Below are 12,362 nucleotides of genomic sequence, written 5' to 3'. Positions count from 1 at the left end.
GGTCCGAGGTCGGAGTGATCGTCACGCTGCTGCGGAAAAACAGTGTTGTTCTTGAGGCTGTTCGGTCGTCAGCCGTTCGCAATCGCTTCGTAGATCGCCCCTTGCTCGACGCGACAGGCGCGAGGCGAGGGATATGCGATGAAACGACTGATGGCGGCTGTCTCCTTTTCAGCCCTTTCTCTGGCAATGGCCGCTCCGGCCTTGGCCAATGATGAACTGGTCAACGGAGCACCCGAAGATGCGGTGCCGATGACCGATGCCGACACGACGCAAAGGCTGTCGGACATTGTCGTGACCGCGACCAAGCGCGCCACCAATCTGCAGGACACGCCGATTTCGATCTCGGTGGCTTCGTCCGAGGACCTGACCAACCGCAATGTGCAGAGCCTGATGGACCTGTCGGATGGCAGCGTGCCGGGCCTGCGGATCACCACCTTTGAAGCCCGCCAGTCGGCGCTGACGGTCGGCATTCGTGGCATCGTGCCCAATGACGCCAACCAGCCCGCGCGTGAACAGGGCGTTGGCGTCTATATCGACGGCGTCTATCTGGCGCGCCAGCATGGTCTGGCGGCGGCGCTTTTGGATATCGATCGCGTTGAAGTGCTGAAGGGTCCGCAAGGCACCCTGTTTGGCCGAAACACCGAAGGCGGCGCCCTGTCGCTGATCACCAAGAAGCCGACGGGCGAGTTCGGACTGCGGGCCGTGGCGGGTATCGGCAACCTCGATTCCTATAACTCCGAAGTCCACGTGGACTTCCCCGCGCTGGGCGACTTCGCCTTTAAGGTCGATGGTGTGATCTCGGTGCAGGGTCCGGTGACCAAGAACCGCCTGTCGGGCGAGCAGGGTTTTGGCGAATACGACCGACGTGGCCTGCGCGGACAGGTGCGGTGGGAGCCGAGCGATACCTTCAGCGCCACACTTGCCGCCGACATCAGCAAGGACAAGAACACCCCCTTCTACAGCCAGCTGCTGAACTGGAACTATTTCAACCTGCCGGTGGTGCCGTTCACCTCCACCTCCATCCCGTCGGGCAGCATTCGTGACCTGTCGCCGCTGGTCGAGGTCGAGGGCAAGGAGCGTATGCGGGTGGCCGATATCGGCGTGCCGCAGCAATGGAACATCAACGACACGCGCGGCATCGACCTGCACCTGTCGTGGCGTCCGAGCGATAATCTGGAAATCCGCTCCATCACCGCCTACCGCGATCTGGATGTGGACCAGTGGGACAATATCGCCGGGGCCCACCGTCCCCCGGTGGTCGGCCCGAACGCCAACTTCAGCCGCTATTCGCTGGCGGGCTTCTGGCAGCACCAGTTCAGTCAGGAACTGCAGGCGGTCGGCAATATCGGTGACCGTATCGATTATGTGGCGGGTCTCTACTACTTCAAGGAAACCGTGTCGGATGACGCGGCGACACCGACGACCAACCGCTGGAACGCGGATGGCACGGGCTACACCATCCTTGACCCGACGCCGACGCTGCGCGGTTCGCGCTTCATCGACCGCGCCTCGACCGCCCATTCGGAATCCAAGGCCGTCTATGGTCAGGCTACCTGGACGCCGGACATCCTGAACGACGCCCTGCACATCACGGTCGGCGGCCGTTTCACATGGGACGACAAGGACGGCACGCTGGAGATCGTCAACAACGCGCTTCCGGTCGTGAACGGCGTGTCGGGCGAGCTGACGTTCGCCTCCTCGGTCGAGCGTTTCGACCCGCTGGTCACGGTGGCCTATGACGCGAGCGAGAACGTCAGCGTCTATGCCAAATACTCGACCGGATACCGTGCGGGCGGGGCGTCTTCGCGCTCGCTGACCTATCGTTCCTTCGATCCGGAAGAGGTCGAGGCCTATGAGATCGGCATCAAGAGCGACCTGTTCGACAACCGCGTCCGCCTGAACGCGGCGCTCTATGCGATGGATCGCACCGACAGCCAGCTGGATTTCAGCCTGATCACCGGCACCCGAAACACGCTGGAAACGGTCAATGCGCCGGGCACGACCAAGATCCGCGGGCTTGAGCTGGAGGGCCAGTTCCAAGCCACCGAGAACCTGCGTCTGTCGGCATCCTACACCTATACCGACGCCAAGGTGCCGGACACGGCCAACCCGTTCACGGGCAAGGTCCAGCAGGTGTTCATCGCCTATACGCCCGAGAATGCTGCAAACTTCGCTGCTGACTGGGAATCGCCCTTCATGGGGGTGACCCTGAAGGCGCACATTGACGCCAACTATGCCGACGCCAGCTACAGCTTCGAGCAGTTCGACGTGAAGAACGACAGCTCCTTCATCGTCAACGGCCGTATCGCCATCGCCGACATCCCGACCAAGCCGGGCGGTCCCGATCTGGAGCTGGCACTGTGGTCGCGCAATCTGCTGGACAAGACCTTCGTGTACCGCCGCGACCCGTCCAACCGCCCGACCTTCGGCGACTATGGCAACTTCAACATGCCGCGCACCTTTGGGCTGCAGCTGACGGTCAAATACTGATCGTACGCACCTTGGCCGATGAACGAGGGGCTCCGCAGCCAACTGCGGAGCCTTTTTGTCAGTTGGCGGCGGCCTTCCATGCCTCGATGTGGGGCAGGCGGCGCAGGATTTTCGACTGCGGATCGAGGATGATGTGGGCGCTGGCGGGGGCGCTGAACACCGCCGTACCATCGGCCATGTCGATCGTGCGGCGGGTGCCGCCGATCTCGACTTCGACCGGCAGGGTGAAGGGGCGATCCGACCCTGTATGCCACGTCAGGCGCACGGCTTCGCCTTCGCGTGTCATGACCAGATCGGGCAGGGCGGCGTGATAGAGGTAGGCGTCGAAGAACCAGCCCCAGTCCTTGCCCGTCACTTCGTTGACGATGGCCACATAGTCGGCGGTGGTGCGATAAACGGGCTGGAAATTACCCGGTTGCGGATCGGCACGGTCATAGACCAGACGGCGCAGGGTTTCCTTGAAGGCGGCGTCACCGATCTGCATCCGCAGGGTGTGGGCGATCAGCGCGCCCTTGTAATAGAGGTCCAGCGCCGGACCCGTCTCGGCCTTATAGACCGTGCCCGCCGATTGCGGCTGGCCCGACACCATGGGGTGGTGGTTGGTGACGGTGCGGCGCATGGTTTCCAGCTCGGCTTGCATGGCCCGCTCGCCGTGCAGCCAATAGGCGTAGAGCGGCTGCATATAGGTGCCGAAGCCTTCGTGCAGCCACATGTCGTCCCACGACACATTGGTCATCTGGTTGCCGAACCATTCGTGCGCCAGTTCATGCTGGAGCAGCCAGTCGTATCCCTTGCCGTCCAGCTTGTAGCCATTGCCATAGGCGTTGATCGTCTGGTGCTCCATGCCGAGGTGCGGGGTCTCGACCACCCCGACCTTTTCGTCGGCGAAGGGATAGGGACCGACCCATTCCTCGAAGAAATCCAGCATCGACGGCAGTTGGGCGAACAGGCCCTGCGCCTTGTCCTGCGGCACGCTGTCCAGCGCCCAGAAATGCATCGGGATGGTGTTACCGAAGCGGCTCTCGTACTGGCCCGTCAGTTCCTGATAGGGGCCGACATTGAGGGTGATGGCATAGGTGTCGGGATCGCGCGTGGTCCAGTGCCATGTGGTCGAGCCGTCGCCGTGCTCCTGCTTGCCGACCAGACGGCCATTGGCGGGGGCGGAAAGGCCGGCAGGCACGGTGATGTGCATGTCCACGCGGGCGGGCTCGCCCAGCGGATGGTCGATACAGGGGAAGATTAGGTCGCAGCCCTCGCCCTGAACGGCGGTGGCGATCCACGGCTTGCCGTTCGACAGGCTCCAGACCCAGCCACCGTCCCACGGGGCGCGGCTGGCCGGATGGGGGCGGCCGCCATAGGCGATGTTCACCGCCACCGATTCTCCGGCTGCCAGCGGGCGCGGCAGGGGAATGGTCAGGCGGCCCTCGGGATTGCTCCAGTCGGTGATGTCGGTATCGCCGACCTGAATTCCGTCGATGTCGAAACGGGTATCCAGTTCCAGCACGATGGCCGAGACGGGCGCGGTCGCCGTGAAATCGAGGCGGGCGTGGGCCTGAACGGAATAGGTTTCGGGCTTGATATCAAAGGCCAGACGGGCGGAATCGAACCGGACCGCTTCCTGTTCCGGCGTGCGGGGCGTGCCGCTGGAAAGGGTGAAGGGCGTCGCCGTGCGCTGTTCCGTGCTTGCCAACGCGGGAACCGTTACGGCCAGACAGGCCATAAGGGCGGTGCAGCACAACAGGGCGGGGCGGCGCAGGGGCATCTTCTATCAATCCGTGAATCTCGGGTATCCGGCGAGCTTTACGGGCGAAGAGGCAAAAGAAAAAGGCCGCTGTTTCCAGCGGCCTCTTCCAGAACTTCAAAATCAGCAGGGCTGATTAGGCAGCGGCTTGTTCAGCCAGCTTGGCCTTGACCTGACGCTTGATGCGCAGGGCAGCAGCCGAGAGCTTCTCATCACGAGCCTTCACGATGAAGGCATCCAGACCGCCCTTGTAGTCGAGCGTGCGCAGGGCAGCGTTCGAGATACGCAGGGAGAAGGTTTGGCCCAGAGCGTCCGAGGTTACCTTGACCGTCTTCAGGGACGGCAGGAAACGACGCTTGGTCTTGATGTTCGAGTGGCTCACGTTGTGGCCGACCATCGGGCCGATACCGGTGAGTTCGCAACGACGCGACATCTTAAGATCCTCAAGGTCACATCCGCGCAAACGTTGCGGACGCATGAAAACAGGTGGCGCGTAAGGCTTTTGGGCCCACGCGAGAGGGGGCCGTATAGAGGAAGGACTCACTTGGCGTCAAGCCGAGTCTGGCGTTTGAGTCCGTTCAACGACGGAATCTTCGGATAAATGTCAGGGATCAAACCCGTTCACCCACCGTTCAAGCCATTGTCCATATACAGGAGCCTATGATGAGCCGTTCGAAAATCAAAGCCGCTGCCGTCGCTCCTTCCAAAGGTCTGCGTCTGGCCGCTGTGACGCTTCCGCTGGTTGCCGGTGCGGTCCTGCTGGCTGCGCCCGCGTCCGCACCGCAGGCACAGGCTTCGCAGCACGAGGTCCTGCCGGGTTATTGGGAATATACCACCAGCGTGCTGGGTGTGCGTGACACCGAACAGAAATGCGTGCGCCCGTCCGAGATCAACCGCTTCTTCGGTGGTCTGTCGACGCGCAAATGGCAGTGCACCTATCCTGTGCGCGAGGTCGGCAACGGCAATGCCCGCTTCCAGGGCAGCTGCCGTGACCGCAAGGGCCGCAGCGTCAATGTGCGCCTGAACGGTACCTATCAGCAGGAATCGTTCCGCTTTAACGGCGGTGCCCAGCTGTCGCGCGGTACGCCCTATATTCCGGCCAGCATCACGGCCCGCCGCATCTCGGCCCAGTGCCCCGCCAACGCCGAATACTTCTGATCTTGCGCTCGGAAGGTTGAGAAAGAAGCCCGCCGGAGTGATCTGGCGGGCTTTTGTCTGTCCTAGAGGGTGCTGTTGTCGATGACGAAGCGGTATTTGACGTCGGACTTCAGCATCCGCTCATAGGCTTCCTCGATCTGCTCGGCGCAGATCATTTCGATGTCCGAGACGATGCCCTTCTCGGCGCAGAAATCGAGCATCTCTTGCGTTTCCTTGATGCCGCCGATCAGCGAGCCGGCGATGGAGCGGCGACCACCGATCAGGATGGAGACATTCGGCGACGGGTGGCCGTTTTCCGGCACGCCGACAAGGCACATGGTCCCGTCGACCTTGAGCAGGCGGGTGAAGGCGTCCAGATCGTGGCTGGCGGCCACGGTGTTCAGGATGAAGTCGAAGCTGCGGACGTGGGCCTTCATCTGGGCCTTGTCCTTGGACACGACCACTTCGTCGGCTCCCAGATCAAGCGCGGCCTGAACCTTGGACTCCGAGGTGGTGAAGGCCACGACGTGCGCGCCCAGCGCATGGGCCAGCTTCACACCCATGTGGCCAAGGCCGCCGATGCCGACGATGCCAACCTTCATGCCCGGCCCGACCTTCCAGTGGCGCAGCGGCGACCACGTAGTGATGCCCGCGCACAGCAGGGGGGCGACGGCGGGCAGCTGCTCCTCGGCGTGGGTGACCTTCAGCACGAAGTCGTCCTTGACCACGATCCGCTGCGAATAGCCGCCCAGGGTGTGGCCCGGCGCGTCAGCGGTCTTGGAATCATAGGTGCCGGTCATGCCGTTCTCGCAGAACTGCTCCAGCCCCTCGTCACACGAATGGCAGTGTTTGCAGCTGTCGACGATACAGCCGACGCCGACGACGTCGCCTTCCTTGAAGCGGCTGACCGATGCACCAACGGCCGAGACGCGGCCCACGATCTCGTGACCCGGCACGCAGGGGAAGTTGATCTGGCCCCATTCCCCACGAACCGTATGCAGGTCCGAGTGGCAGATGCCGCAATAGGCGATCTCGATCTGGACGTCGTGGGCACCGACATCGCGGCGGGGGATTTCGATGGCCTCTACCGGACGGTTGGCTGCGGTCGCGCCATAGGCTTTGACGTTCATAGGGATTGGCTCCGTCGGAAGTGTGGACCCGCAGCAATTCATGCGCGGACTTTGCGGGGCTTACCCTAGTCCCAGTCGTGCGGATCACACAGGGGGGATTATTTGGGGGCGCGTTTTCGGATCAGGCCTTCCTGGGCGACGCTGGCGACCAGCTTGCCGTCGCGGGTGAAGATCTTGCCGCGGTTGAAGCCGCGACCGCCCGATGCCGAGGGGCTTTCCGTCACATAAAGAAGCCAGTCATCGGCGCGGAAATCGTGGTGGAACCAGATGGCGTGGTCGAGGCTGGCCACCTGATAGGCCGGGTCAAAGAAGCTGATCGCGTGCGGCAGGCCGCAGGTGCTGAGCAGGGTCATGTCCGAGGCATAGGCCAGCACGGCGCGGTGCATGGCCGCGTCATCCCCCAGCCGGCTAGACGTGCGGAACCACGAGGCATGGCGCGGGGCTTCCGGCTTGGGGGCCATCGGATTGCGGACATAGACGTGGCGGAACTCGATAGAGCGGGGGCGCAGAGCATAGTCCCGCAGCCCCTCTGGCAGCTTGTCTGCGACTGCACGCCACATTTCTATTTCGGGCACCAGCTCTTCGGGCGGGGGCACGACAGGCATTTCGTCCTGATGTTCTAACCCCTCCTCAGGCACCTGGAATGACAGCAGCATGTTCAGGATCGGCTCGCCGCCTTGCGAGGCGATGACGCGACGGGTCGAGAAGGTACGGCCATCATGGTCGCGCGCGACGCGGAAGATGATCGGGCGGCCTTCCTGACCGGGGCGCATGAAATAGCAGTGCAGCGAATGGCAGACGCCGCCGTCCACCGTCTGTTGTGCGGCCTGCAGGGCCTGCGCCACCACCTGGCCGCCGTAAACGCGACCCTTGCCACCCGGCAGGGGGATGCCGCGATACAGGTCCGTATCCAGGGTCTCGACCGTCAGCAGTTCGACGAGGCTGTCCACGCGTGAGGGGGCCGAGGGCGACGAGGGGTCTTTCGGAGAGGGCAGTTCGGTCATGAGGCGCGAGACTTAGGTCTTCAAAGGGGAGGGTCCAATCATCGGCTGTGCGGTTGTGGGGTGCAAGCAAAAGCCGCTTCTTGTCCTTGCGGAAGGGGGCAAGACGGAAAGTCGCGTTATGAAAGGCTGAAATGTCGCACCTTCGGCGTTTTATGCAATGATATTTCCGCAAGTGAAAAATATTGGAACGAAATAGTTCCAAACACGGCAAAGAAATTATCCATTGAGCGAATATATTTCTCAACGCGAAGGCGGGACGCGTTGTCCGGTGCCATGGCTGCCCCAACAACTTGTAATGGGGGAGTCGCGTATGCGCCTCGGTGGACGTTTTTCGACGGGTCGTCTGGCATATCGTGCCGCACTGACGGGGGCCTGTGCCTATGCCGCGCTGGCAGCAGGAGCCGCTTTTGCGCAGGACGTGCCGGACCTTGCCGAGGACGGATCTGTTTCGCAGGTCAGCGACATCGTCGTCACCGGCTCGCGTATCGCCCGTCGTGACTACACCTCCAACAGCCCGCTGGCCTCTGTCACGGCCGAGGCTATCGAGAACACTGGCCAGATCACCGTTGAAAAGGCCTTGACCCAGATGCCGCAGTTCGCCGGTGCCATGGGCCAGAGCACCTCGGGTTCGTCCTCGACGGCGCTGAACGGCGGTCAGGCCTATGCCAGCCTTCGCGGTCTGGGCTCCAAGCGCACCCTGATCCTGCTGGACGGCAAGCGTCTGCAGCCGTCGAACCCTGACGGTTCGGTCGACCTGAACATCATCCCCGAAGCCCTGATCGGCAATGTCGAGGTCATCACCGGTGGTGCCTCGACCGCCTATGGTTCGGATGCCACCGCAGGCGTGGTGAACTTCCGCCTGAAGCGCGACTTCGAAGGCGTGACGGTCGCCTCCCAGTACGGCATTTCGGATTATGGCGATGGCGAGAGCTTCCGCCTGTCGGTAACGGCGGGTGACCGCTTTGCCGATGACCGTGGACGGGCCGTCATCTCGCTGGACTACTCCACGCGCGACGTCGCCCTGCAGGCCGAGCGCGACTATTACTATCGCCGCAATCGTCAGTCGAACACCGCCATCATCGCCCAGGGCACGGCTTGGTTCGGCACCAACCGTCCGACCATCGAAGCCGTCAACGACCTGTTCGTCGGCCAGTATGGCGTGGCCCCGATTGCGGGCGTCGGCGGCTATTACAACGGCCAGATCGGTTTCAACACCGGCGACCAGACCCTGTTCAATCTGGGCACCACGGCACCGGTTTCGAACCTGCGCGATGAAGAAACCGACGGGGCGTTCCTGAACGCTGCAGGCACCAACATGCTGTGGGGCTGGACCCAGAACAGCGTGCAGAACGACAATGAGCGCTATTCGCTGTTTACGCGCGTCGACTATGAGCTGACGCCCAATATCGACTTCTTCCTGCAAGGCACCCTGACCAGCTATGAGTCCGAGGGTATCTACAACCCGACGCTGGCCGGTCTGGCCTATGCCCTGAGCGTTCCGGTCACCAACCCCTATATCAGCTCGGACTTTGCGGGCCTGCTGGCCTCGCGTCCCGATCCGACGGCGGACTTCTCGTTCTGGAAGGACCTCGATTTCGCAGGTCCGCGTCTGCAGACCTATGCCTATGATGTGTTCCAGTTCATCGGCGGCCTTTCGGGCGAGGTCGGCTATAAGGACTGGACGTGGGAAGCCTATGCGGCGGTTTCGCGCTCGGCCTTCGAGAATATCCAGTCGGGTGGCGTGTCGCGGACGGCCATCTCGAAACTGCTCTACAGCCCGACCGGTGGCAGCGAACTGTGCGACGGTGGTTTCAATCCGTTCGGGGCGCACGTTCCGTCTGCGGAATGCGTGAACTACATCACCCGCCGTACCAAGAACACCAATGAGCTGAACCAGCGCATGGCGGAAGCCAGCGTGACCGGCGGCCTGTTCGAACTGCCTGCTGGCGAGGTTCGCTTCGCCGCGGGTGTCGGCTATCGCTACAACGATTTCGCCTTCGAGCCGGACTCGCTGCTGGCCCAGCCCGATGGCACCAGCGACATCCTCGGCTATTCGGAACTGCGCGCCTCTTCGGGGGATGTGGATTCGACCGAAATCTTTGCCGAATTCCTCATTCCGGTCCTGAAGGACCTGCCATTCGTCAAGGCGCTCGAGATCGATCTGGGCTACCGCTATTCCAACTATAGCTCGGTCGGCGGCGTGCAGGCCTACAAGGCGGACGTGAACTGGGAGGTCAATGACATCCTGCGTCTGCGCGGCGGCTATAACCGCGCCGTGCGTGCGCCGAGCGTGGGTGAGCTGTATGCGCCGATCTCGACAGCAACGGTGAACATCGGTACCGCCACCGCGGCCAATACCGACGGCGATCCGTGCGATACCCGTTCGTCCTTCCGCCAAGGTCCGAACGGCCAGCAGGTCGCGGCCCTATGCGTCGCCCTGGGCGTGCCGGAAACCATCATCGACACCTATCAGTTCGGTGCGGCACAGGTCTTTGCCCTGACCGGCGGCAACCCCGATCTGGAAGAGGAAACGGCTGACACCTATTCGTTCGGCGCGGTCATCTCGCCGAACTTCCAGTCGCCGTGGCTGAGCAACATCAACGCCTCGATCGACTGGTACCAGATCGAGGTGGCCGATGCGGTGGGCACCCTGACGGTCAACAATGCCATCCGTTATTGCTTCAACGACGGTGGCAACAACCCGACCTACGACAAGAACAACTACTACTGCCAGCTGCAGGGCCGCAGCACGGTCGACGGCAATATGATCAACCCGCAGCAGCCGCTGCTGAACCTGGGTGCGTTCAATGTCACGGGCGTGGACTTCCAGTTCGACTGGCGTCTGCATCTGGCCGATCTGGGCTTTGGCGATACCGGCACGGTGACGCTGGGCTCGGCCATCTCCTATCTGCAGAGCTTCGAGATTCAGGCTCTGCCGGGCGCGCCGGTCTATGACTATGCCGGTACGTGGGGCACCGCCATCGAAGCCAACGCCGGTCAGGCCCACCCAGAGTGGAAGGCCGTCACCAGCCTCGGCTATTCGCGTGACAGCTGGAATGTCGGCCTGCGCTGGAGACACACCTCCGAGATGATCAACTCGGCGCGTGTGACCTCGCCGACCAGCACCACGCGCGGTGTCGATGCCTATGACGTGTTCGACCTGAACGCCCGTGTCGACCTGCCGTGGGAGACCTCGGTGCGCTTCACCGTTACCAACCTGTTCAACAAGGAACCGCCGCAGGTCGGCGACAACCGCGGCACCTATGATCCGCAGAACTACGACGTTCTGGGACGCTACTATTCGGTCGCTGTGACGAAGAAGTTCTGATGACCCTTGGGGAGCGGCGATCCTTCGCGGCTCCCCTTCCTGCTTTTCCGGTGGACGAACCTTCACCGGCGAGGCGAGAGTGATGTTCTTGGGGCAGTGCGACATGCACTGCGGAGGAGAGAAGTATGAAAGTTTCGATGAAGAAGGGTCTGGTCGCAGGCGTTGCCGCCGCCCTGCTGGCTTCGGCCGGTGCCGCGTTCGCGGGTGAGGTGTCCTACATCCACGCTGGCCGCGTGCTGGCCGATCCGGCCACGGGCCGCGTGGCCGAGCGCCAGACGCTGGTGATCGAGGACGGCAAGGTCAAGGAAATCCGCGACGGCTTCGTCGGTGAAGGCAATGTCGTGGACCTGTCGGGCAAGTTCGTCCTGCCGGGCTTCATCGACAGCCACGTCCACCTGAGCAGCCAGCAGGGTGATGGTGACCGCGCGACCCGCTACACCAACACCGTGGCCGACTCGGCTCTGAACGCCGCCTACTATGCCCGCATCACCCTTGAGGCCGGTTTCACCACTGTCGCCGATCTGGGCGGGCCGGGTGAATCGGCCGTGGCCCTGCGTCGCAGCATCCAGCAAGGCCGCACCGTCGGTCCGCGCATTCTGGCCGCAACCGGCATGGTGACCCCGCACGGTGGTCACGGTGACGCCAACGGCGTGGCCGAACAGTTCGTGCCGATCCTGCGCTCGACGGCCGTTTGCTCGGGTCCGGACGATTGCCGCCGCGCCGTGCGTGAACGCGTCCGTAATGGTGCCGATATCATCAAGATCTCGGCTACCGGCGGCGTTCTGTCCGATACGGGTGCCGGTCTGAACCAGCAGTTCTCGGATGAAGAGCTGAAGGCCATTGTCGAGACCGCCCACTTCATGGGCCGCCAGGTCACCGCCCATGCCCACGGTACGGACGGTATCGCCAGCTTCCTGCGCGCCGGTGGCGACTCGATCGAGCACGGCACCTATATCGACAACGAAGGTATCCGCCTGCTCAAGTCGACGGGCCGTTATCTGGTGCCGACCCTGCTGGCCGGTGATTTCGTGGCCCGCGAAGCTGTCCGTCCGGGCAACCAGTTCACCGCCAACCAGCGCCAGAAGTCGCTGGAAGCCGGTCCGCTGATGCTGGACATGGCCCGCCGCGCACACGCTGCTGGCGTCAAGATCGCCTTCGGCACCGACAACGGTGTGGCACCGCACGGCACCAATGCCCGCGAGTTCCAGCTGCTGGTCCAAGCCGGCCTGACCCCGCTGGAAGCCATTCAGGCGGCCACCATCAATGCGGCTGACCACTTCCGTCTGGGCGACCAGATCGGCCGTATCACCCCGGGCTACAGCGCGGACATCATCGCGGTTGACGGCGACCCGCTGCAAGATGTGACGACCCTGATGGACGTCGACTTCGTCATGCGCGCCGGCACCGTCTACAAGAACCAGTAAGCGATCTCTCTCTCTTACTGCTTCCAAAGGCCGTTCTCCGTCAGGAGGGCGGCCTTTTCCCTTTTGGCGGGGGCGAAATGCGTTTCGTTTTGCTGTAGGGGGAGCGCC

General features: G+C 63.0%; 8 protein-coding genes. 4 read left to right on the top strand and 4 right to left on the bottom strand.

Features of this window, described 5'->3' with window-relative positions:
• Positions 1–138: 138 nt before the first annotated feature.
• Positions 139–2,490: a TonB-dependent receptor gene (locus Q0Y42_RS04815; RefSeq protein WP_297800771.1), complete on the top strand. Its 2,352-nt coding sequence runs from the start codon at positions 139–141 to the stop codon at positions 2,488–2,490.
• A 58-nt stretch (positions 2,491–2,548) separates the two neighbouring features.
• Here the strand turns inward: Q0Y42_RS04815 and Q0Y42_RS04810 are convergent, their stop codons facing one another.
• Positions 2,549–4,252 (bottom strand): M1 family metallopeptidase, encoded by a 1,704-nt coding sequence (locus tag Q0Y42_RS04810; protein ID WP_297800769.1) that lies wholly within the window; start codon positions 4,250–4,252, stop codon positions 2,549–2,551.
• Between the two features lie 115 nt (positions 4,253–4,367).
• Positions 4,368–4,664, bottom strand: a complete 297-nt coding sequence (rpmB, locus tag Q0Y42_RS04805; protein WP_292041291.1) for a 50S ribosomal protein L28 — start codon at positions 4,662–4,664, stop codon at positions 4,368–4,370.
• A gap of 230 nt (positions 4,665–4,894) precedes the next feature.
• On the opposite strand from rpmB, the gene Q0Y42_RS04800 reads away from it, so the two are divergent.
• A complete protein-coding gene (locus Q0Y42_RS04800) occupies positions 4,895–5,389 on the top strand; it encodes a DUF3617 family protein (protein WP_297800765.1) in 495 nt (164 codons plus the stop codon).
• A 62-nt stretch (positions 5,390–5,451) separates the two neighbouring features.
• Here the strand turns inward: Q0Y42_RS04800 and Q0Y42_RS04795 are convergent, their stop codons facing one another.
• Positions 5,452–6,498, bottom strand: coding sequence for an NAD(P)-dependent alcohol dehydrogenase (locus tag Q0Y42_RS04795; protein ID WP_297800764.1), 1,047 nt, complete (start codon positions 6,496–6,498; stop codon positions 5,452–5,454).
• 98 nt (positions 6,499–6,596) lie between these two features.
• Positions 6,597–7,502, bottom strand: coding sequence for an acyl-CoA thioesterase II (locus tag Q0Y42_RS04790; protein ID WP_297800762.1), 906 nt, complete (start codon positions 7,500–7,502; stop codon positions 6,597–6,599).
• A gap of 310 nt (positions 7,503–7,812) precedes the next feature.
• On the opposite strand from Q0Y42_RS04790, the gene Q0Y42_RS04785 reads away from it, so the two are divergent.
• Together Q0Y42_RS04785 and Q0Y42_RS04780 are read left to right on the top strand one after the other, a co-directional pair.
• Positions 7,813–10,830: a TonB-dependent receptor gene (locus tag Q0Y42_RS04785; protein ID WP_297800760.1), complete on the top strand. Its 3,018-nt coding sequence runs from the start codon at positions 7,813–7,815 to the stop codon at positions 10,828–10,830.
• A 137-nt stretch (positions 10,831–10,967) separates the two neighbouring features.
• The gene (locus Q0Y42_RS04780) at positions 10,968–12,254 is read left to right on the top strand and encodes an amidohydrolase family protein (protein ID WP_297800807.1); all 1,287 of its coding nucleotides are present in this window, start codon (positions 10,968–10,970) and stop codon (positions 12,252–12,254) included.
• The last annotated feature ends 108 nt before the right edge of the window (positions 12,255–12,362 follow it).

Source organism: uncultured Brevundimonas sp., from assembly GCF_947305955.1.
Classification (GTDB): domain Bacteria; phylum Pseudomonadota; class Alphaproteobacteria; order Caulobacterales; family Caulobacteraceae; genus Brevundimonas.
This window is presented reverse-complemented; position numbering and strand designations above follow the sequence as displayed.